Annotated in this window: 18 protein-coding genes; 5 read left to right on the forward strand and 13 right to left on the reverse strand. The window is 66.9% G+C overall.

Annotated elements, in window-relative coordinates; translation table 11 throughout:
- Window positions 1-226 precede the first annotated feature (226 nt).
- Window positions 227-1,342 carry a trypsin-like peptidase domain-containing protein gene (locus JSV65_10595; protein UCH33040.1) on the forward strand — a complete coding sequence of 372 codons (1,116 nt, stop codon included), beginning with the start codon at window positions 227-229 and terminating at the stop codon, window positions 1,340-1,342.
- A gap of 52 nt (window positions 1,343-1,394) precedes the next feature.
- On the opposite strand, the gene larC is transcribed toward JSV65_10595, so the two are convergent.
- From larC to JSV65_10640, 9 genes are all read right to left on the reverse strand, one after another.
- Window positions 1,395-2,564 carry a nickel pincer cofactor biosynthesis protein LarC gene (gene larC, locus JSV65_10600; GenBank protein UCH33041.1) on the reverse strand — a complete coding sequence of 390 codons (1,170 nt, stop codon included), beginning with the start codon at window positions 2,562-2,564 and terminating at the stop codon, window positions 1,395-1,397.
- Window positions 2,565-2,625: 61 nt separating this feature from the next.
- Window positions 2,626-3,681 (reverse strand): hypothetical protein, encoded by a 1,056-nt coding sequence (locus tag JSV65_10605; GenBank protein UCH33042.1) that lies wholly within the window; start codon window positions 3,679-3,681, stop codon window positions 2,626-2,628.
- A gap of 5 nt (window positions 3,682-3,686) precedes the next feature.
- The gene (locus JSV65_10610; GenBank protein UCH33043.1) at window positions 3,687-4,565 is read right to left on the reverse strand and encodes a hypothetical protein; all 879 of its coding nucleotides are present in this window, start codon (window positions 4,563-4,565) and stop codon (window positions 3,687-3,689) included.
- Window positions 4,566-4,707: 142 nt separating this feature from the next.
- Entirely contained in the window at window positions 4,708-5,493 is a 786-nt protein-coding gene (larB, locus tag JSV65_10615; GenBank protein ID UCH33044.1) for a nickel pincer cofactor biosynthesis protein LarB, read from the reverse strand.
- 152 nt (window positions 5,494-5,645) lie between these two features.
- Window positions 5,646-8,327: a pyruvate, phosphate dikinase gene (locus JSV65_10620; GenBank protein ID UCH33045.1), complete on the reverse strand. Its 2,682-nt coding sequence runs from the start codon at window positions 8,325-8,327 to the stop codon at window positions 5,646-5,648.
- A gap of 90 nt (window positions 8,328-8,417) precedes the next feature.
- A complete protein-coding gene (gene mazG / locus JSV65_10625) occupies window positions 8,418-9,539 on the reverse strand; it encodes a nucleoside triphosphate pyrophosphohydrolase (protein ID UCH33046.1) in 1,122 nt (373 codons plus the stop codon).
- Between the two features lie 141 nt (window positions 9,540-9,680).
- Window positions 9,681-10,664 (reverse strand): peptidyl-prolyl cis-trans isomerase, encoded by a 984-nt coding sequence (locus JSV65_10630; GenBank protein ID UCH33047.1) that lies wholly within the window; start codon window positions 10,662-10,664, stop codon window positions 9,681-9,683.
- Window positions 10,665-10,928: 264 nt separating this feature from the next.
- A complete protein-coding gene (locus JSV65_10635; GenBank protein UCH33048.1) occupies window positions 10,929-11,318 on the reverse strand; it encodes a YraN family protein in 390 nt (129 codons plus the stop codon).
- 107 nt (window positions 11,319-11,425) lie between these two features.
- Window positions 11,426-12,982 carry a hypothetical protein gene (locus JSV65_10640; GenBank protein UCH33049.1) on the reverse strand — a complete coding sequence of 519 codons (1,557 nt, stop codon included), beginning with the start codon at window positions 12,980-12,982 and terminating at the stop codon, window positions 11,426-11,428.
- Window positions 12,983-13,175: 193 nt separating this feature from the next.
- Here JSV65_10640 and JSV65_10645 point away from each other — a divergent pair, with 193 nt between their 5' ends.
- Window positions 13,176-13,835: a zinc ribbon domain-containing protein gene (locus tag JSV65_10645; protein UCH33050.1), complete on the forward strand. Its 660-nt coding sequence runs from the start codon at window positions 13,176-13,178 to the stop codon at window positions 13,833-13,835.
- 174 nt (window positions 13,836-14,009) lie between these two features.
- Window positions 14,010-14,939, forward strand: coding sequence for a carbohydrate kinase family protein (locus JSV65_10650; protein ID UCH33051.1), 930 nt, complete (start codon window positions 14,010-14,012; stop codon window positions 14,937-14,939).
- A gap of 82 nt (window positions 14,940-15,021) precedes the next feature.
- Here JSV65_10650 and JSV65_10655 read toward each other — a convergent pair whose 3' ends face one another.
- A complete protein-coding gene (locus tag JSV65_10655; protein UCH33052.1) occupies window positions 15,022-16,191 on the reverse strand; it encodes a hypothetical protein in 1,170 nt (389 codons plus the stop codon).
- 197 nt (window positions 16,192-16,388) lie between these two features.
- Between JSV65_10655 and JSV65_10660 the strand changes: the two genes are divergently transcribed.
- The gene (locus JSV65_10660) at window positions 16,389-17,126 is read left to right on the forward strand and encodes a glycerophosphodiester phosphodiesterase (GenBank protein ID UCH33053.1); all 738 of its coding nucleotides are present in this window, start codon (window positions 16,389-16,391) and stop codon (window positions 17,124-17,126) included.
- A 31-nt stretch (window positions 17,127-17,157) separates the two neighbouring features.
- Window positions 17,158-18,198 carry a Gfo/Idh/MocA family oxidoreductase gene (locus tag JSV65_10665; GenBank protein ID UCH33054.1) on the forward strand — a complete coding sequence of 347 codons (1,041 nt, stop codon included), beginning with the start codon at window positions 17,158-17,160 and terminating at the stop codon, window positions 18,196-18,198.
- 67 nt (window positions 18,199-18,265) lie between these two features.
- On the opposite strand, the gene thiC is transcribed toward JSV65_10665, so the two are convergent.
- From thiC to JSV65_10680, 3 genes are all read right to left on the reverse strand, one after another.
- Entirely contained in the window at window positions 18,266-19,558 is a 1,293-nt protein-coding gene (thiC, locus tag JSV65_10670; GenBank protein ID UCH33055.1) for a phosphomethylpyrimidine synthase ThiC, read from the reverse strand.
- A gap of 138 nt (window positions 19,559-19,696) precedes the next feature.
- A complete protein-coding gene (locus JSV65_10675; GenBank protein UCH33056.1) occupies window positions 19,697-20,905 on the reverse strand; it encodes a putative DNA modification/repair radical SAM protein in 1,209 nt (402 codons plus the stop codon).
- Between the two features lie 153 nt (window positions 20,906-21,058).
- On the reverse strand, window positions 21,059-21,274 hold a 216-nt coding region (locus tag JSV65_10680), incomplete at its 5' end, for a subtilisin (GenBank protein UCH33057.1).

Here is a 21,274-nt window from a genome sequence, read left to right on the forward strand (position 1 = left end):
CCAACGCCTGTGCCCACGGAAGTGCGGATTCCGCAGGCAGAAGCCGCGGCTGCGACCCGGCGCGAAACGGGTCCTCGCCAAGAGCGCCGTGAAGCGCGCTGCTACAGCCGAGTCTCGCATGTCTATCCAAGGCTACAGGGAACGGTCCGCCCGCACGCCGCGCGCTTGACGCGCCGGCGTACGCGTGAGAGAATCCGGCAAGCAGACCTGATTGGAGTGAGACGCTATGCGCCGCAACATCGCTGTGATTATCGCCCGGCACTCGCTGGTCGTCGGGATTGCCATCGGTTGCATCATCGGTGCCGCCTTGACCGGCCTGGTCATGGGACGCAGCCGCGCGGTGCTCGCCAAGCCGGCGTACGCGCAGGCTACGGCTCCGGAGTCCGAGCCGGCGATCATCGCCGCAATCCAAAAGGTCGGGCCCGCCGTGGTCAACATTGACACCATAATCCAGTCCAGAGCCGCAGAGCTGCCCGCGCCCCTGCGCGAGTTCTTCGGGGAGCCGTTCCCGCGGCAGGGACAGGCTTCGGGTGTCATCATTGATGCGCAGGGCCACGTCCTGACGAACAACCACGTCGTGCAGAACGCGCGCGCGGTGAGAGTCACTCTCGCCGACGGGCGCACGTTCGATGCCTCCGTCGTCGGGACCGATCCCCTGACCGATATGGCGGTGGTGAAGATCGAAGGCGCTGACCTGCCCGTGGCCGAGTTGGGGAGTTCCGTGGATGTGCCGATCGGCGGTTGGGTGATCGCGATCGGCAACCCGTTCGGCTATGAGAACACCGTCACCGTCGGCGTCTTGAGCGCCCGCAACCGCCAACTGCGCGCTCCCACGGGAGCGAACCTGCACGAGCTGCTCCAGACCGACGCTTCGATCAACCCCGGCAACAGCGGCGGCGCATTGGTCGACATTCGGGGCAAAGTCATCGGCATCCCGACGGCGATCATCCCCTATGCCCAGGGCATCGGGTTTGCGATCTCCTCCGAGGCCGCCCGCGGTGTGGCCGATGAACTCATCGCGAAAGGCCGCGTCAGCCACCCGTGGCTGGGGATTTCCAACGTGCCGGTGAGCGAGCATATCGCACGCCAGTTGAAGCTCCCGGATACCAAGGGCGTCGCAGTCATCGGAGTAGTGCCCGACAGCCCGGCGGCACGAGCGGGGATCCAACCGCGCGATGTGATCGTTCGCATGGGGGAGCGCGAGATTGCGAAGCAGGACGACGTCGGCGAGGTGCTTAGGGAAAGCGCGGTGGGACAAGTGCTCGCCCTTACGGTGCGCCGCGCGGGGCAAGAGGTGGAACTCGCGGTGACCGTTGGGGAACGACCGGTGCGGCAGCCGTAGATCGCGGGTCCGGTCGCAGCGCGAGCGCCTCATGGGCCGGACGCGATGACGGCTAGGCCCCGATGGCGGCCGCCCGCGCCCGCTCGTAGACGTCCTTGAGCGGCACGCCCTTCTCACGCGCGAGGCGCCTGCAATCCTCATATTCCGGCGCCACCGTGACGATTTCGCCCTCAAGCCTAGCGATCTTCACGCGCACCTGGCCGAACGGCGTCTCCACCGTGACCCAATCCCGGTCGAGGCAATGGCGGCTGACCTCGCGCGCCCGCACGCCGAGGGTCGTCGTCTCGCGGAACAGGATGCGCAGCAGTTCGGCCTGCTTGTCCGGGGCCGCGAGCGTCGTGAGCAGCGAAGCCGGGCGCGATTTCTTCATGATGATCGGCGTGATGAAGACGTCCAGCGCGCCGGCCTCGAAGAGCCGCTCGACAACGCGTTCGTAGAACTCCGGGTTCATGTCGTCGAGGTTGGTTTCGAGGACGACCAGTGTTTCCGCGGCAGACGCGCCTGGTGCCGCCGCGTCGCCGAGGAACATGCGCAGGCAGTTGGGGTGGGGGAGATCCTTGCTGCCGGCGCCGTAGCCCACGCGGCGCACGGTCATCGCAGGCATCGGCCCGAAGCTGTCGCAGAGGCCGGTAACGAGAGCGGCGCCCGTGGGAGTCACCAGTTCCGTCTCGGCGCCGCCGCCGTAGGTCGGAAACCCCTCGAGCAGCTTCGCCGTCGCCGGAGCCGGAATCGGCAGCCGGCCGTGATCCGTCTCGACCCATCCGGAGCCGAGAGGCAACGGCGAGCAGGTGGCGCGTTCGATGCCGAGCATGCCGAAGCCGACGACCGTGCCGACAATGTCCACGATGGCGTCAACTGCGCCGACCTCGTGGAAGTGCACGTCTTCCACCGCGACGCCGTGGACCGACGCCTCCGCCTCCGCTAGGCGTCGGAAAATGTCGCCTGCGCGCCGCGCGACCTGCAAATCGAGGGAGCCGCGCTCGATCACGCCAAGGACTTCGGCAAGGCGCCGCTCGGGCTGGGATTCGGAGACCTCGACCTCCACCAGCGTGCACTCGATGGGCCCCCGTTGAACGCGCTCGGCCCTGAGCCGCCAGCCCTTCAGATCGAGGCCCGACAAGGCGGACTGGAGCCCGTCGCGGTCGAGTCCGCAGTCAACCAGCGCGCCGAGCAGCATATTGCCGCTCGCGCCGGAGAAGCAATCGAGATGCGCTGTTTTCATGCCGCCGTTGTATTCTACACGCCTGACCGCGAAGACCTGCTTTCAAGAACTGTCACAGGGCCTACTCGTGCCTTGCCCGCGGCGGCACGCGCGCCGGCAGCAGCCACCGCGGGCGCTTGATGAACTCGCCGCCCTTGGGGGTCTGCTCAACCAGGCCGGCCTTTTCGAGGTGGTTGAAGCAGCTGCGCATGCAGCCCCGCGAGCCCTCGACCCCGTAGCTGCCTGCCTCACCCCACTTCTGGAGCATCGCGTGCCCCTCGACGACGTAACCGGAAGGGAACTCCTCCGTCGCCCGCCAGCGCCCGGTTGAGAGCGGCCAGCACAGCTTGTAGGCGGCCTCCTCCGACAGCTCCTGCTCGGTCACATCGAAGCTCCACCCCGGGAGATCGCGGTGCAGGAACGGCGAAACGCGGGGGTCGCCTCCGTGGTAGATGAGTGTGCACTTGCCCATGTCCACATCGGCCCACTCGTAGGTTCTGCCCTCGATTCGGATTGAGACTGACTTCCCCTCTGTGATGTGAGGGATCGCGCCCGGGCACCCCTTGACGCACTCCATGCAGCGCCGGCAGATGGCGCCCGGTTCGATCAGCGGGTCGGGCTGCAGGGGCATGTCAGTGATGATGGCGTGAAGGCGCTGGCGTGGCCCGAACCTCGGCGTCAGGAAGACCTTCGACCAGCCGATCTCGCCCAGGCCGGCGGCGACCGCTGCGATGCGTATTGCGAGTTGCACATCAGGCGCGGCGGCGCCCGGTCGCAGGGCTTCGGTCGGCGGCTGCGCTTCCGGCACGCCGGGGTAGTAAGGCACCGCCTCCCACCCCTGATCCTCCAGCAGACACGCGACTTCGTACAGCGGGATGGGGATGAAGACAGTGTTGAGCAGGCCGTGGTAATCGAAATACGTGTATGACGGCCAGTAGGTGCCTTCCTCGATCCCTCGCCAGCCGCCGCGCAAGATGCGTTTGCCGACGACGATGACGGACCGCGCCTCCGGGAAGATGGCGGCTGGATGCATCCGCGCGGGAGCACCGTCAAAACGCTCGATGTTGGCGACCCCCAGCAGGTCGAGGCCCTGGGAGACGGCGAACTCGCGGAGCGATTCTGTGGTGAGAGCGGCCATGGCGCTTACAGCAGTCTCCGGTCCTCGACGATTCCCCAGGGCGGGCGCTTGCGGAACGGATGTCGGAACGTGTTGGCGACGCGGTTGTTGGCCTCGAGGTAGGCAATGCAGCTGCGCGTGCAGAGGGCGGCGAGGCGTTCTGGGCGACCGGAGGGATGATATGGGTTGGGCGCGGCACCGTTCTTGCACTGCGCACACTTCGAGTGATCGAGTCCGGCCACGAGCATATCTTTGCCGCAAATCGAGATCGTGCGCTCGGCGCCGGGGTCAATCGCTCCGAGCGGGCAGAAAGCAGCGTGATCCCGCTGGCGGTCGCATACCGGCGCCTCAAGCAGCGGATCGGGCGCCAGCGCTGCGTCGGTAAGGATGAGCTGTATCCGCTGGCGCGGCCCGAACTCAGGGGTCAGCAGTAAGCCGCAGTAGCCGATCTCGCCCAGGCCGGCGCGCACGGCGGCATCGTCAAAATCGGGCATGACGTTGGGCGCCGGTTGCCCCGGCCGCACCGGCACGCCGAGCGGCGGGACCTCTGCGGGCAGGTTCGGCAGCGGCACCGCTTCCCAACCGCTGTCCTCCAGCAACTGGGCGATCCTCATCGTGGCCGTGGCGAGCACGCGGTTGTTGAGCCAATCCCGGCCGTAGAGATGATAGAGCTGGAACTGGGTACCCTCCTCGACGCCGCGCAGCGCCCCGCGCGTGATACGCTTGCCGACAACGAGGACCGATTGGATTTCCGGGAAGATCGCAGCCGGGTGGTGGTCGGCCGCGACGTCGCTGAAGCGAGCTATGGAGGCGATCCCCAGCAGATCGGCGCCGAGGTCGCGAGCCTGGGCCTTCAAGTGACGGGTCAGATCGTGTGAATCGCCGCCCGGTTCCGGTGCAGGCATGGACGGTCTCCTGTGTCCGCGGTGGCGGGCGAACGCGGCGGCAAGGCCGTTGGTTCGCTGTCCGGCCGCGCTCGGTCGAGCACGGCTTCGGCCTCGCCTGTGGAGGCACAGCATGCGTCCCCGCATCCGAAGGGCTGTGCCTCTACGGTTCGCGCGTGTCCGGTGACGCGTCGGGTGCCGCGGCGCAGGTCGCGATCAGGGCGGCATAGTAGCCGGCGCCGTAGCCATTATCAATATTAACCACGGCGACGCCGCCGGCGCAGCTATTGAGCATGGTCAGCAGCGCGCCGATCCCGCCGAAGCTCGTGCCGTAGCCGACGCTGGTGGGCACCGCGACGACAGGCGCGCGCGCCAACCCACCGACGACGCTGGCCAGCGCGCCCTCCATCCCCGCCACGACAACGATGGCGCTTGCCTCGGCGAGCTTGTCCGCGTGTCCGAGCAGCCGGTGAATGCCCGCGACACCGACGTCGTACAGACGCTCGACGCGGCAGCCCATCGTCTCGGCGGTGACCGCGGCCTCCTCGGCGACAGGTTGATCGGCGGTACCCGCGGAGATGACGAGCACCGAGCCGCCGCCGGTGGGCGCATCATCACCCGAGCGCAGCACGATCATCCGCGCAAGCTCTCGGTATTCCGCTTCGGGCAGTTCCGGCCGCACCGCCTCGTACACCTCGCGCGTCGCGCGGGTTGCGAGCGCGGTCTGCCCGTGCTCGACAAGCCGCTTCATGAGCGCCGCGATCTGTTGGGGGCTCTTGCCCGGGGAGTAGATCGCCTCGGGGAAGCCTTTGCGCAGGATGCGATGCGTGTCGAGCTTGGCGAAGTCGAGGTCCTCGAACGGCAAGTGCCGCAACCGTTCGAGCGCCTGCTCGACCGGCATTTCGCCCGACTTGATCTGCTCCAGTAGCTCGCGGAGTCGTTCCTTCATGGTCAGCCTATGCATCCTGGTTACGCCGCGGCAGGCCGCACCTCCTGCGCGGGCCAGCAGCGCCTTGGGCAGAACTGATAGGGGCGCACGGCCGTGCGCCCCTACATGAAAGAGATATCCGTCCGGGACTCGGACGGCGGGGAACAGGGTCTCTACTTGTCGCGGAACGCGGTGTCGGCGAGCACCGCCTGGGCCGCCGCAAGGCGCGCCACCGGCACGCGGTACGGCGATGCGCTGACGTAATCCAGACCGACGGCGTGGCAGAAGTGTATGCTGTCCGGGTCGCCGCCGTGCTCGCCGCAGATACCGACCTCCAGGCCCGGGTTGGCCGCGCGTCCGCGCTCGACGCCCATTCTCACCAACTCGCCGACCCCGTCGCGGTCCAGTGTCTGAAAAGGATTGACGGGGAGGATCCGGTCCTCGACGTACTTGAGCAGGAATTTGCCCTCCGCGTCGTCGCGGGAGTACCCGAAGGCCGTCTGCGTCAGGTCGTTAGTGCCGAAGGAGAAGAACTCGGCGATCTCGGCAATCTCACCCGCGGTAATGGCCGCGCGCGGGACCTCGATCATCGTGCCGAACTTGTAGTCAATGTTGACGCCTTGCTCCTTCATGACCTGCTTGGCAACGGGCTCAAGGCGCTCGCGGACAAACTTCAGCTCGTTGACGTGGCCCACGAGGGGGATCATGATCTTGACGTGGACATCTACCTTGCGCTTCTTGCAGAGACAAGCCGCTTCCATAATCGCGCGGGTCTGCATCTCGACGATCTCGGGCATGATGATGCTCAGGCGGCAGCCGCGCAGGCCGAGCATGGGGTTCATCTCGGCCATGCCCTCGACGGCGGACAGCATCTTCTCCAGTGACTTCAGTTTGCGCGAGTTCGGCGACTTCACCCGCAGCGTCGCGACCTCCTCGATCAACTCCTCGCGGTTGGGCAGGAATTCGTGCAGCGGCGGGTCAATCAGCCGGATGACCACCGGCAGCCCGTCCATCGCCTTGAAAATGCCTTCAAAATCGCTGCGCTGAAACGGCAGCAACTGGTCGAGCTGCTTCCGTCGCTCATCGCCGTCCTCGGCGAGGATCATCTTCTGCACGATGGGCAGACGCTCGGCCTCCATGAACATGTGCTCGGTGCGGCACAGGCCGATGCCCTGCGCGCCGAAGCCCCGCGCGCGCTGCGCGTCTCGCGGGTAGTCCGCGTTCGCCCACACCTCCAGGCGCCGCACCCTGTCCGCCCACTGAAGCAGCGCCTGCAGTTCCTCGTTCTCCTCCAGGCTCGGCGCGATCGTCTCGATGGCGCCCGCAAATACCTCGCCGGTGGTGCCATCAAGCGAGATCTCGTCGCCTTCCCTGATCGGCTCGCCGTCGGCGTAGAACACCCGCTTCGCCTCGTCGACGCGGATGCCCTCGGCGCCCGCGACGCAGGGAAGCCCGAGTCCCCGCGCAACGACGGCCGCGTGGCTCGTCGCGCCGCCGCGCGACGTCAGAATCCCCTTCGACGCGAGCATCCCGTGAACGTCGTCCGGGGTCGTCTCGGGACGGACGAGGATAACGGCCTCGCCGGCCTTGCCTCGCTCCTCGGCACGGTCGGCGTCGAAGACGGCGATGCCGGTGGCCGCGCCGGGCGAGGCATTCAAGCCCTTGCCGAGCATGCGATCGCCCTTGCGGGCGGCGTCGAGCGCCCGGTCGTCGAAACGCGGCAGCAGCAGGTGGTTGATCTGCGCCGGCTCAACCCGCAGCAGCGCCTCGCGCTGGGTGATGAGCCGCTCCTTCGCCATGTCCACGGCGATCTTGACCGCCGCCGCGGCGGTGCGCTTGCCGACGCGGCACTGCAGGATGTACAGCTTGCCGCGCTCGATCGTGAACTCGATGTCCATCGCGTCGCGGTAGTGGCGCTCGATGCGCTTGGCGATATCCAGAAACTGGCGGAATATCTTCGCGTTTTGCCTGCCGAGTGCGGCGATTGCGATCGGCGTGCGGACGCCGGCGACGACGTCTTCGCCCTGCGCGTTCATCAGGTACTCGCCGTAGATGACCTTCTCGCCGGTGGCGACGTCGCGCGTGAAGGCGACGCCGGTGCCGGAGTCCTCGCCCATGTTGCCGAACACCATGGTCTGCACGTTCACTGCGGTGCCGAGGTCGTGCGGGATCTTGTGGAAGTTGCGGTAGTCAACGGCGCGCTTGTTGTTCCACGAGCTGAAGACCGCGCGCATCGCCATCTCCAACTGCTGAAGGGGGTCGATCGGGAAGTCATACCGCATCTTCTTGCGGAAGAACGCCTTGTACTCATCAACCAATTCGGCGAGCGCGTCGGCGTCCACCTCGGTGTCGAGCTTGACGCGGAGCTTCGCCTTCTTCTTGTCGAGCATTTCCTCGAAGTGATGCCGGTCGAGATCGAGCACGATGTCGGAGAACATCATGATGAAACGCCGGTACGCGTCATAGGCAAAGCGCGGATTGCCCGTTAGCCGGATGAGCCCTTGCAGCGTGTCATCGTTGAGCCCCAGGTTGAGGACCGTGTCCATCATCCCCGGCATCGAGAACTTGGCGCCGGAGCGCACGCTGACGAGCAGCGGATTGGCGGGGTCGCCGAACTTCTTCTCCGTGGCCTGCTCCACCTGCTTGAGCGCCGCCTCGACCTGCTTCATCAGTCCCGCGGGGAGTTCGCCCGACGCGGAGTAGGCATTGCACGCCTCGGTGGTTATGATGAAGCCAGGAGGGACGGGCAGGCCGAGGTTGGTCATCTCCGCCAGGTTCGCCCCCTTCCCCCCCAACAGATCCTTCTGGTCCTTGTCGCCTTCCTCAAAGGCGTACACCCATTTCTTGGCAGCCATCAAATCCTCCTTGGATCCTGTATTATTGCCATGTTGCGCGGCGGAATGGTTCCCGAATCCCGCCGGTGCGGACGATGGGATACCGGTCAATCAGGGCGAGCCGGAGCCGCGTGCGGCTTTCGCTCGCTCCCACAGCGCGTCCATCTCTGCAAGCTTCATGCCTTCGAGAGTTTTCCCCCGTTCGGCGGCGAGTTCCCGCATTTTCGCGAAGCGGTCGGCGAAGCGGTCAGCCGCGGCTCTGAGCGCCTGTTCGGCATCGACCCCGGCGAAGCGCGACACATTCACGACCGCGAATAGTATGTCGCCCAGTTCGTGCTCCAGGCGCGGCGAGCCCGGCGTCTCGGTCGCCAGCTCCCTCTTGAGTTCCTCGATTTCCTCCAGCAGCTTCGCCAGCGGACCCTCCGCCTCGGTCCACTCGAAGCCGTAATGCGCCGCCCGCCGCTGCACCTTCTGTGCGCGATCGAGCGCGGGCAGCGTGGGCGCCACGCCGGAGAGCAGCCCTTCTGACTCGTCGCTGCCGGCTTCGTCACGCTTGAGTTCATCCCATCGCCGCAGCACCGCGGCCGCATCGTCGACGACCGCGTCCCCGAACACGTGAGGATGGCGCGACACGAGCTTGTCGCGCAGCCGCCTCGCGACGTCATTGAAGTCGAACTCCCCGCGCTCGGCCGCGAGATGAGCGTGGAAGATGATCTGGAGCAGGATGTCGCCCAACTCGCTCGCGAGTTCCTGCCAGTCCGCGCGATCAATGGCGGCGATGGCCTCGTGCGCTTCCTCGAGCAGGCAGCGCCGCAGTGTGCGGTGATCCTGCTCCCGGTCCCACGGGCAGCCGTCCTCACCGCGCAATCGTGCCATGATGGCGCGCAGACCGTCCACGTCCGCGCGCTGCTCCGCCGGCAGCGCGGCAACGAACACACTCACCGGCGGCGGCATCTCCGCCGCCGGTTCCAACTCGGCGAGGGTAACCGCCCGTGTTGCTTGGTGCGACGAGCCGGGGCGACTCACGACTGTCGCAGGATGATCCATGGGATAGTGCGCAGTCAGCGTGTCGCGCAAGCGCGAGGCAACATTCGCATTACCTATGCCGATGAACAGGCTGTCGGCGCCGGCATCGGGCGTCACCTCTCCTCGGCGCACATCGAACACCCGGACGCCGGTGAGTTCAGCCCCGGCCGCTCTCACAGCGGCCTCGATGGAACTAGCTTTGGGCACGATCGGTCGCTCGACCTCCGCCGCTCCGCACTCCGCCTGACCCGGTGAAAAGAGCGTAAGCGCCCGCTAAACGGTGCAGGCGCCCACGCTGATTGTTTGCCGATCGCCTACGTCGCTGTCGCCGCGGCCTGGCAAGGAGCGCTACGGCCCGCTCGACTCATCGGAAGGCGGCGGGGGCTGTTGCTGAGGTGCCGGCTGCGGCGGCCCCGCTCCCGGTATCACCGGCGGCTTTTGCTCCTTGAGCTTCGAATACTGCTCAGTCAGGCTCTGGTACTTGGGCCGGAAGATCGTGATGCTGGCGTCCGCGCGCAGGTCATCAATGAACTTCTGCACCTCGGTCTGGCGCAGCGCCATTACGGACTGCATGACGCGGCTCTTGACCTCGTCGAACGAGTGCTGCTTGCCCTCGGTGCGCTCGACCACTTGGATAATCTGGTAGCTGCCCTCGGGGTAGCTGGACTCGATGGGTTCGCTCACCTCGTTGAGAGCGACGGTGAACAGCAGCTTGCTGACATTGGGGTCGCCGAAGCCCTCGGACACCGGGCCGATCTCCCCGCCGCGCTCCTTCAACACCGGGTCCTCGGACTTCTCCTTGACTGCTTGGGCGAAATCGAGCTTGCCGGACACGATATCCTGCCGCACCTTCTCTGCTTCCGCCTTGTTCGGCAGGATTATGCGCCGATACTTGGCCTGCGCCGGCTCGTCGAAGCGCGTCTTGTTCTCGTCGTAGTACTGCTTGAGTTCGTTGTCCGGGATCACCAGCTTGGTCAGGAGGAAATTCTTCTCCAGGTCGGCCCTGACGCCCGCCTCGGTCTGATCCGCCCGGCGCAGGAACTCATCCCACTTGTCCTCCCCGACGCGTTTCTTGAGGTCGTTGATGGCCTGATCCAACTCGGCATCGGCAACCTGGATGCCTTTCTCCTTCGCCATCTGCGCCATGAGGTGCTCGAGTATCAGCCGATCAAGCACCTGACGGCCCACGGTGTCCTCCAGCTTACTGTAGAACTCCTGCTCGGTGATGATGTCACCGTTGACCTTGGCCACGGCCCGCTTGGCGCAACCCGTGGGCGCGACCGCCAGAGTCACGACTAGTGCGAGTAGAACCGGCGCGACGAGTCGCTTCATATCCTAGACTCCTTTCACCGGTACTGGTGTACGGCGTGACGATGAATGCGATGACGCCCCATTGCCGGGACGCGCACCCGCGTGGTATCAAAACAGGCGGCTCTCTCCAGCCGCCTCAATCTGCATTGTACACGACCTGCGGGAGCCACGTCAAGCAAGACTCCGCGGCGACGAACACCCGCTCGCCCGCCCCCTGTTCCTGGCCCGAACCGCTCCGCATCGGCGGCGAGACACGGCGGGTGCATCCGTGACTGCCGGCGGCTGTCACGGGCCGGTCAGGAATGCGCCCTCGACCACGCGCACGTCAACCGCGCTGCCGACCTCGGTCAACGTCACCTCGACGACGTCGAACCGGCAGCGCTCCTCTCTTCGCGCCCGGGACGCCATATAGACCTGCGCCAACTTCACCAGTTTATCGCGTTTGGCGTGGGTGACGGATTCGGCGGGAGCGAAAGTGTCGGACGGGGTGCGGCTTTTCACCTCAACGAACACCAGGTCGGCCCCGTGACGCGCTACGATGTCAATCTCCCCGAGCTTGGTGCGGTAATTGCGCTCGAGGATCGCGTAACCCCGCGACTGGAGATAGCGCGCCGCGATGTCTTCGCCTATGCGCCCCAGCTCGCGACGGCTCTTCGGCTCCGACTGCCCCCACATCGCTCCGGCCTCCCCCAGGGCGACACGAATCTCCGGCGGGTGAGCGCCGGGCGGCGCCCCCCGCATAAACCGTGGGCACGGCTCTTTCCTGCGCGACCCTCGCTTACCTACGGGCCCGCCTGTACCTGCTTCGATACGTCGTGCATCAACGGCGCCAGGGCTGGATACGTCTCCACGTATTTGCTGAAATAGAAGTCGTACACGCCGCGATGCGTGTCGTCGGGCTTAATCTCATCGGTGATGGTGACCATGTTCTCCGACGCCTCCGCTAGGCTCCCGTAATGGCCCGCGGCCACCGCCGCCGCGACGCCGCTGCCGAGCGTCGCCGCCTCCCCGACCGCGGCGAGGAAAATGGGCAGGCCGCAGACGTCGGCGTGTATCTGCAGCCACAAGCGGCTCTTGGCGCCGCCGCCGGTCGCATAGAGTTCGGCCACTTTGAAATCGTGCGCCGCCAGGTCCTCCAGGATGTGGCGCGTCCCGAAGGCGGTGCCCTCCAGTATCGCGCGGAACACGTGGGCCGAGCTATGCTTGAGGCCCAACCCCCAGATGGCCCCGCGCACGAGCGGATCCCGTATCGGCGTGCGATTGCCCTGGAAGTAGTCCACCATCACCAGACCTTCCGAGCCGGGTGCTACCGCGGCCGCTTTCTCGTCCAGAATCGCGTATGCGTCGCGTCCCGAGTGCTCCGCCTCCGCCTGCTCCGCTGCCGCGAAGTTGTCGCGGAACCATTTCACGACGGAGCCGGTTGCGGTCTGCCCCCCTTCCAGCACCCACATGCCCCGTATCAGCGCGTCGGGATACGGCCCCCACACCCCGGAGTCGAATATCCCGCGATCGCTCAACCCCATGTGGCACGTCGAAGAACCCATCACGATCGCCATGCGCCCCGGCTTGACGGTGGCCATGCCGAGCATGCCCATATAGGCATCTATGCCGCCCTCGGCGACCGGTATGCCCGCCGGCAAGCCCAGCTCCTCGGCCGCGGTCTTCGAGAGTTCCCCCGCACGCTCCCCGACGGCGAGGACGTCCTGCGGCCACTTATCGAGGATCTCGCTCATGCCGAGCGTCTCCAGCAGCCGCTTCGGCCAACCGCCCTCGGGCACCGCGTAGTTCCACTTGCACGTGACGACGTTGAGCGATGCCGTCCACCGCCCGGTGAGGCGGAACATGAGCCAGTCGGTGACCTCCATGATCCGCTCGGCCCGTTCGTACACCTGCGGCTCGTTCTCCCTCACCCACAGCGCCTTCGGAATCATCCATTCCGGGCTTTCCTTGCCCCCGACGTACTTGAGCACGGGATCCCCGCTCGCCGTCACGCGCTCGGCCTGCTCGTGGGCGCGAACGTCCATCCACAGAATGCCGGGACGCAGCGGCTCGCCGTTCTCCTTCGCGCAGACAACGGTGCACGCCGTCCCGTCGAGGCCGATGCCTGCAATGTCCGTCGGCTTCACCTTGCCGCGCTTCAGGCACTCGGCGATCGTGTCCCGGGCGGCTTGCCACCAGTCGGCAGGCTGCTGTTCGGCCCAGCTCACCTTGGGGAATTGTATCGGGTACTCGCGGACGGCATAGACGACCGGTTTGCCCGACAAATCGAACACGCCCGTGCGCAGGCTCTGCGTGCCGCAGTCAATGCCGAGAACGTAGGGAGGCTTCGGGTCGGCCACGGGAAGTCACCTCCGAGTAGGGCTGAACGGTCGTTCGCCGCCCCGAGCCGATTACCCTTCACCAGGTGCATGTCTCGCTTGAGGGCTCGCCGATCGGAGAATCATGTGCCGCTCCCGAGGCACTTGGTGCACGCCGTATCTTTACCGCGGGCCGATGCGAGTGATACAATCCTAGTGCAGTAGAGGTGAAGGCATGAGTGGAACCCGTGAATGGCTGGCGTACGCCGGACGCCTCGTCATCGGTAAACTGCGCGAGTGGTGGCGGCTGCTCGCCGTCAGTCGCGAGATGCACGCATTAGAGGAGCGGCGGGACGAACTCCTGCTGCGCCTCGGCAAGCGCTATCACCAGTACCTCACCGAGACGAGCGCGGAGCCGGTGCCTGCGGTGGCGGAAACGACGCACGATCTGCGCATCCTGCTTCAGCGCGTCGCGGCGCTGAATGACATGAAGGAGCACATCCGTCAGGAACAGTACCTGTATGTGCACCCGGAGCTCGTGGTTGAGTTGCCGCCATCGGCAACTGGTGAGCCTGAACCGCCGCCTGTGGCCAGCGCGCAGCGAACGAGAGCACAGGACCGCGGAGAGAGTATTGACTTCGCTGAGATGCCGCCCGCCCGGCGCGGCCCGCCGAGGCTTGGGGCGGACCGGGTTTGTGAGTGCGGCGAGACGCTGCCGCCGCGCGCGAAGTTCTGCCCCGCGTGCGGCAAGGCTCACGCGGTCGCCGCCGCGAAGGTGAGCGCCGAGATCGCGCCGCCCCGCAAATGCCCGAACTGCGGCACGGAGACGCCACTCGGCGCCGAGTTCTGCCCGGAATGCGGCGGGCACATAGACGCCGAAGTGTACGAGATGTAATCAAGGGCTGCCGGACGGCAGAGCGGACGCCGTCGCGGCGCGGCGCCCGAATGACGCCGCAAGCAGCACGGTTGGGTTGAGACGGCTCCCGCACGTCGTGCTGGCGGACTCCGCGTCACCGCCGGGCGTCACCTGGTGCGCAGCACCGCTGCGGCGCAATCATCGAGCGACATCATGGACAAGCGCGACTTCGATCTCCTCGTCCTCGGCGACATCAACGTGGACATCATCCTCAGCGGGATGTCGAGCATCCCGGGGCCGGGAACCGAGGAGTTGGCAAGCGACCTCGATTTCCGCAGTGGCGGCTCGGCCGCCAATTGTGCGCGGGCTGCGGCGAAACTCGGCTTAGCGGTCGCGTTTGTCGGGCTCGTCGGCGGCGACCGGTTCGGCGATTACCTGCTTCAGGTCATGCGCGAGAGCGACGTCAACGTGGACTACGTTCGCCGCTCGAGTGAGGTCAAGACCGGCATCACGGTATCGCTTTCGCTGGCCGCGGACCGCGCCTTCGCGACGTACTCCGGTTCGGTTGCGGAGTTCTCGCTGGAGCACGTGGACTTCTCCGCCTTCGCACGCGCGCGCCATCTGCACATCGGGGGATACTTCCTCCAGACTCGCATGAAGGGCGGTCACCGGGCGGTGCTCGAGGCGGCGAAGCAGGCCGGCCTGACCACGTCGCTCGATGTGGGGTGGGATCCGCAGCAGCGCTGGAACGGGGACCTGCCAGGCGCGCTGCAGTTGGTGGACGTATTGCTGCCCAATGAGGATGAGGTGATGCGTCTCGCGGGCGAGGAGCACCTGGGCGCCGCGGCTGCGAGTCTAACGCGCACTCTGCCGACGTTGGCGGTGAAGCTCGGCGCCGACGGTGCGCTGGGTCGCCAGGGGGACGCGGAGGTGCGCGCGCCCGCGTTCCCGGTTCGCGTATTCGACACGACGGCGCTGGGCGACTGCTTCAACGCCGGCTTCCTGGCCGCTCACCTGGAGGGACGTGACCTCGAGGCATGCCTGCACGTGGGTAACGCAGCCGCAGCGGTCGCCGCGTCGCGCATGGGTGATGACCGCTACGCGACGCGCGACGAAGTCGAGCGTCTCCTCGGCGCTGCGTGAGAAGCGGGCGGCTCGTCGGTTACCCCAGCCAAACGCCCTCCATCGCCAGCCGATTCAGCACCCGCCATGCCCCTCCGCGGCGCTAAGCGAGGGACGCGGCAAGCGGCGCGGGGGCGGCGACGCCCTCCCCCTGCCGCTCGGTTGCCACCGCCCACAGAAATAGGCACGTGTAATACGCGGCGCGAACGTAGGTCGTGAAGGCGATGACCAGAGAGAAGCACAGCGCGCCAACGACGACCGCGAGAACGATGGCGCCCCCGGCGAGGCTGAACACCCCGTAAGCGAGCAGCGCCGCGCAGATGAAGCCAATCACGCCGAGGATATTCGTCAGGACGATGACGCCGACTTCGCCTACTGCGATGCCCAGCAGATTCCGCCCATGCAGGTCGCGCGCACGGTTCGCGGCCGCGCGCAGCGACAGGTCCTCCAGGATGATCGCGGGCAGGATGAGATACGTCGCCACCACCCACACGCGGTCTATCGCGCCCGCGGCGATATCGCCCAGGCCGCGGCCCCTCCTGCCGCGCAGCATGCCGGTCACCAGCGAGACCGCGGTGGAAACGACGGCCAGTCCCACCAGCGCGAGGAAGTTCTTGCGCGCGTCGGCGAACGCCTCACCCAGTCGCGCGTCGCCCCCGCGTAGGTGGGTGTCCACCAGGTTGACCGTCATCCCGATAAAGAAATACGTGATCGCGTAGTTCACCATCACGACGCCGCCGCCGACGATCAGCCACCACCAAGGCGCGGTGTCCTCGTCGGCCAGAGCCTGCAGCGCCCCTGTTTGCCACAGCACGAGCATGATGATGCCGAGCATCACGGCGTTGGCCACCGTCGCGAAGATCGCGGGCAGGATGAGATCCTTGTCACGGAAGGCCATGACGACGCTTTCCCGGAGGAACACAAAGGCGCGCGAGATACCGTCGAAGAAACCGTAGCCGCCGGGCGCGCGCGCCACGGTCTGCACTGGCGCGCTGCGCGCCTCGATCTCGGCCCGTTCCGCGGCGCGACACGCGTTGCAGGTTGTCTCCGGGCCGGGCGAGGTCGCGCACTCCGCGCATACCTCCTTGTGGCACTTCTCGCACGTCGCGACGACGCCCTCGCGCCCGCACACCGCGCAGCGCGTCTCCGCCATGCGCGCGCATTTCGGGCAGGTGTCGTCGAACGGCTGGAGCAGGTAACCGCACTTCGGGCACTGGGATGACACGGCAATCACCTCCCGCATGTTCGTCGCTTGTGTTTCGGCGCGCCGCATCGCAACCCTGCCCCGCGCGGCCCGGCGCGCGGACCTGTGCCTGATTCGGTGCCGTGCGCACGCGGGTGCCGCGGGTCCGGGAAACGCGCGGCGCGCAGGAGAATCGCCGTCGCCGCCGAACTTATCCGAGTCGTCGGCGGGCGGGGCGCCCAGTCCCAGGACTGAGGCATGGAGGCCGGCGCGTCAGGGAGACCATTGTGTCGCATCGCATGGTAAACGTCGCCCACCGCGGGGCAAGCGCAACACGGCCGGAGAACACCCTGGCGGCGTTTCGCCGCGCCATCGAAGTCGGCGCGGACATGATCGAACTGGATGCGCGCGCCACCGCTGATGGCGTCGCCGTGGTCATGCACGATGGGGCCGTTGACCGCACGACGAACGGGTCGGGCCCTCTCGCGAACCTGACGTTGAAGCGAGTCAAGGCGTTGGACGCCGGATCGTGGTTCGCGGAGGAATTCGCGGGCGAGCCGGTGCCGACCTTGACGGAAGTCGTCTCGCTCACCGCGGGCAGGATCGCGCTGGATATCGAGCTGAAAGAGACCGGCTTCGAGCAGCAGGCGGTGGAAGCTTTGCGCCGGGCCGGCAACGGGTGGTCTTTCATCTCATCGTTCAACGACGGATGCCTGAAACGGGTGCGCGAGATTGACGCCGGCGTCAGGACCGGGCTCATCGTGGCGATCGGGGAGTTAAGCGACGGCCAGATCACGGAGCTGATCGAGCGCACGCGGGGGCTTGGCGCGAGCATCCTCGCGGCGCTTCACAGCGGAATCACGCCCGCCCTGGTGGAAGCCGCCAACGCCGCCGATATCAGCCTCGTCGCGTGGACGGTGGACCGCCGCGATGACATGCGCCGCATGATGGATCTTGGCATCACGGGTATCGCGACCAATTACCCGGAGGTGCTGCAGGATATGCTCGAGCGCGGCAACGTCTAGCCCGAGCTGGAAAGCAACGAGGAGGGTGCAATTGAAGAAAGTGCGCGTCGGAATCATCGGGACGGGCGGGATCGCCCAGTGGGCTCACATCCCCGGCTACCAGAAGGTTGAAGGGGTGGAGGTGGCGGCGTTTTGCGACACCAACCGCGAGACGCTGAAGGCCGCCGCTGAAAAGTTCGGCGTCAAGAAGACGTACACGGATTACCGGAAGATGCTGGCGAGCGAGAAGCTCGACGCGGTCAGCGTGTGCACGCCAAACGTCCACCACGCGGAGCCGACGGTCGCGGCGCTCAGGGCCAAGGCGCACGTGCTGGTGGAGAAACCCATCGCGATGAACGCCACCGAAGGGCGTGCAATGGTCAGCGCGGCGCGCAAGGCCAAGCGTCTGCTCATGGTCGGCTTCAACTCGCGCTGGGGCTCCGAGGTGCAATGGCTCAGGCGCTGCGTCGAGTCCGGCATGCTCGGTGACATCTACTACGGCGAGGCCACGTACCTCCGCCGCCGCGGCATCCCGGGCTGGGGCGTGTTTGTTGACAAGGAGCTGTCGGGCGGCGGCCCGCTGATTGATGTCGGCGTGCACATGCTCGACCTCGCCCTGTTCCTCATGGGGCACCCGAAGCCGATTGCGGCTTACGGCAGCGCGTACACTATGTTCGGCAAGCGCACCGACGTCGTCGCCGGCATGGGCCGTTGGGAGGCCAAGAAGTTCTCGGTCGAGGATTTCGGCGTCGGCATGGTGCGCTTCGACAACGGTGCCACATTGATTCTCAAGGCCAGTTGGGCGGCTAACATCGGCGAAGGACAGCACGGCGTTATGCTGCTGGGCAGCGACGCCGGGCTGAGCACGTCGCCCGCGCGCATCTACCGCGAAGAGCAAGGCTCTCTGGTTGACGTCGCTCCTGCGGATCTGCCGAAGGTGGATACGTATGCCGAGGAGATGGCCCAGTTCGTCAAGGCGATACGCGAGGGCGAGCCTTCGCCCGTCCCTGGGGAGCACGGCCTCATGGCAACGGCTATCCTTGATGCGGTCTACGAGTCCGCCGCGATTGGCGCCGAGGTCGCCATCAAGTAGAGGAGGTCCGGACGGCTCCGGCCGGGGCACCGAATGCCGCGTCGTCGCTGCGGCGGGGCGGGTGCGGTCATGCAGCCGGCGAGCGGGGCCACAAGTCAAGCGCCTCGCCGGTGATGCGAATCGCGCACATGTCGCCGCACATCGTGCACGGCTCGCCGCGGGCGGGCAGCGCGTCCCCGTGCAGCGTCCGCAGTCTCTCGGGGTCAATCGCGCACTGCGCTTGTCGCTCCCAGTCCAGCCGCGCGCGCGCCGCCGTCATCTCGCGATCCATATCCGCCGCGCCGGGAAGCCCGCGGGCGATGTCGCCGGCATGCGCGGCGATGCGCGAAGCGATGACGCCCTGACGTACCGCATCGGCCATCGGCAGTCCGGCGTGCTCGGAGGGCGTGACGTAGCAGATGAAATCGGCGCCTCGGGCCGCGGCTACCGCTGCGCCGATCGCGGCCACGATATGGTCGTACCCGGGCGCCACATCCGTCACCAGCGGCCCGAGCAGGTACAACGGCGCCCCGTGGCACAGGCGCTTGATGAGGTCCACGAGTTCGTTCACCAGGTGCAGCGGCACGTGCCCCGGACCTTCCACCAGCACGTGCACCCCGCGCTGCCTGGCTCGCTTCACCAAGTCGCCGAGGACGATGACCTCGCGGATCTTGGGCTCGTCGAGAGCGTCGTGGATGCATCCCGAGCGCAGCGCGTCGCCGAGGCTGATGGTCGCGCCGTGCTTTGCCGCCAGGTCCAGCAGCCAGTCGAACTGCGCGTAGAGCGGATTCTCCGCGCCGGTCGCCGCCATCCACGACAGCATCAGGCTCCCCCCGCGCGATACGACCGGGAGTGCGCGCGAAGAGGCCTTGAGAACGTCAACCACCTCGCGCGTCAGCCCCGCGTGCGCGACGAAGAAGTCAACACCGTCGGTGACATGGCGCTCGAATGCCGCAAGGATATCCTCCGCCGTCGCTTTCGCCAGGCTCCCATGCTGGGCGATCGCGTCCGCCGCCGCCTGGTACATCGGCACCGTGCCGAACGGCGCGGGGCACTCCCGAAGCAGCGCGTGTCGGATTGCGTCGAGGTCGCCGGCGCAACTCAGGTCCATGACGGCGTCCGCCCCCGCGTCCAACGCGGCACGCAGTTGCGTCAACGCCGTCTCCATGTCGAACGGCGGTCCCGAGATGCCGATGTTCGCGTTGACCTTCGCGCGCAGGCCGTGGCCGACGCCGATCGGATGCACGCCCGCGTGCCCGGGCGCGCCGAGGATGGAGACCACGCCGGACGCGATGCGCTGGCGCAGCGTCTCGACGGGTATGTTCTCGTCGCGCGCGACCTGGGCGACGAATTGCTCGAGGCGAGATTCAGTTTCCTGCATCGGAGTTTCTCCTGGCCCCTCCATCGCGTGTGTTCGCCGCAGGCGCGCCTATTCCCTGGCACTGGCGCGAGTCAAACGCGCAGGCTTGTCGGTTTCGGACCCTGGCCTCGTATCCCGCCGCAGCTCAGGGATCCCGAGTCACCAGGGTAAGGGCAGGGAGAGCTGCTGATCCGCAGTTGGTTTGCCCAACTGCTCCCGGAGGAAGGCGTCAAAGCTGCCCTGGGCCTGGCCGTTGATGAGGAGAAACGGCGAGGCGCGACGCACGACCACGCCGACGCGCCGTAGTTCCGCGATGTCGGCGAAGCGGGCGCTGCGCCGTTCGGTCACAATGGCCTTCGCCGACTTCGGCCCGATACCGGGCACGCGCAGCAGGTCGCGGTAATCCGCGCGGTTGATCTCCACCGGAAACGTCTCGCGCTGGGCGAAGGCGATTGCCAGCTTCGGGTCGAGCCCGAGCGGTAAGTTCCCGTCCGCGTCGAAGACGACATCGCCGAGGGCGTACAGCCCCGCGTAGCGGCGCAGCAGCCAGTCCACCTGGTACAGGCGATGCTCTCGCATCTGCGGCGCGGGAGGCTGTTCCTCGAGCGGCGTTTCGCTTATCGGCTGGAACGCGCTGAAGTACGCCCGCCGCAGGTTCACGTCACGGTACAGCGCGTCCGCACTCGTCACGATTTCGCGGTCGGTCTCGCGCCCGGCGCCGACAATGAACTGGGTCGTCTGCCCGGCGGACATGAGGCGGTCGCCGGCGCTTGCGGCGCGCCTGATCCAGTGCATGCGCTGAATGACGTCGCCGGGCATGTGCTTGTCGGGCGCGATACGCGTCAGCCGCGCCTCAGTCGGGGCCTCCATGTTGACGGAGACGCGATTCGCCAGCTCCGTCGCGCGTTCGACGCAATCGTACGGCGCCCCGGGGAGCACCTTGAGATGAATGTAGCCCCTGAACCCGTGCTTGTCGCGCACGATCTCCGCGGTCGTCAGCATGTCCGCCATTGTGCGCGCCGGACTTCCTTCCACACCGGAACTCAGGAACAACCCCTGGACGTAGCCGCGGTTATAGAAGTCCACGAAAAGCGATGCGAGTTCGTCGGGCTGAAAGCGGGTGCGCCGCTGGCCGCGCTCCGCGCGGTTGGCACAGTACAGGCAGTTGTGACGGCACGCGTTGGTCTGAAGCACCTTGAACAGGGCGACTGATCCGCCCTCCGGCAGGGCCGCGCGGGCGATGAAACGCGTGGCGGGGTCGGTCGGCGGGGGCGGTGCCGTTCGGCGCGGCCTGCCGCCGCAGCTCGCGGCGCACACGTCGAACCTGGCCGCCGAGCCGAGTGTCGTCAGTTTGTCCAACCTGTCCATCGGCCTCACCCGCCTGCGATCAAACACTTGTTTCGCGCGGGCGAGGTTGTTTCCTGCAAAGAACTGGGGCATGCGCAACCTGCGCATGCCCCAAAAAGCGAACTGAGGGGCGGCGGTTCGACGCACCGTGCGCCCCGGGTCAACAATCGACCGTCACGGTACCGTGATGGAGTCGCTCGTTTCCACGTTCGACGCCGGGTCGTAGGTCCGCCCTGCAAGGGCGACGGTATCCACTGTGAACGTGAACGTTGTTCCGCTTGTCGCCGCCTTGACCTTGTTCGACTCCAACGTTACCTGACCGGCGGCGTCGGTGAGGCCGACATCGCTGTCCGAGGTCGCGCCGCTCCAGTGCCCGGAGACAGTGGCGCC

Source organism: Armatimonadota bacterium (genome assembly GCA_020354555.1).
Taxonomy (GTDB): Bacteria; Armatimonadota; Hebobacteria.

Bases quoted from the DNA above. Each gene is read 5' to 3' on its own strand.
- JSV65_10595 (UCH33040.1), top strand. From the start codon at position 227: ATGCGCCGCAACATCGCTGTGATTATCGCCCGGCACTCGCTGGTCGTC.
- larC (UCH33041.1), bottom strand. From the start codon at position 2,564: ATGAAAACAGCGCATCTCGATTGCTTCTCCGGCGCGAGCGGCAATATG.
- JSV65_10605 (UCH33042.1), bottom strand. From the start codon at position 3,681: ATGGCCGCTCTCACCACAGAATCGCTCCGCGAGTTCGCCGTCTCCCAG.
- JSV65_10610 (UCH33043.1), bottom strand. From the start codon at position 4,565: ATGCCTGCACCGGAACCGGGCGGCGATTCACACGATCTGACCCGTCAC.
- larB (UCH33044.1), bottom strand. From the start codon at position 5,493: ATGAAGGAACGACTCCGCGAGCTACTGGAGCAGATCAAGTCGGGCGAA.
- JSV65_10620 (UCH33045.1), bottom strand. From the start codon at position 8,327: ATGGCTGCCAAGAAATGGGTGTACGCCTTTGAGGAAGGCGACAAGGAC.
- JSV65_10630 (UCH33047.1), bottom strand. From the start codon at position 10,664: ATGAAGCGACTCGTCGCGCCGGTTCTACTCGCACTAGTCGTGACTCTG.
- JSV65_10635 (UCH33048.1), bottom strand. From the start codon at position 11,318: ATGTGGGGGCAGTCGGAGCCGAAGAGCCGTCGCGAGCTGGGGCGCATA.
- JSV65_10645 (UCH33050.1), top strand. From the start codon at position 13,176: ATGAGTGGAACCCGTGAATGGCTGGCGTACGCCGGACGCCTCGTCATC.
- JSV65_10650 (UCH33051.1), top strand. From the start codon at position 14,010: ATGGACAAGCGCGACTTCGATCTCCTCGTCCTCGGCGACATCAACGTG.
- JSV65_10655 (UCH33052.1), bottom strand. From the start codon at position 16,191: ATGCGGCGCGCCGAAACACAAGCGACGAACATGCGGGAGGTGATTGCC.
- thiC (UCH33055.1), bottom strand. From the start codon at position 19,558: ATGCAGGAAACTGAATCTCGCCTCGAGCAATTCGTCGCCCAGGTCGCG.
- JSV65_10675 (UCH33056.1), bottom strand. From the start codon at position 20,905: ATGGACAGGTTGGACAAACTGACGACACTCGGCTCGGCGGCCAGGTTC.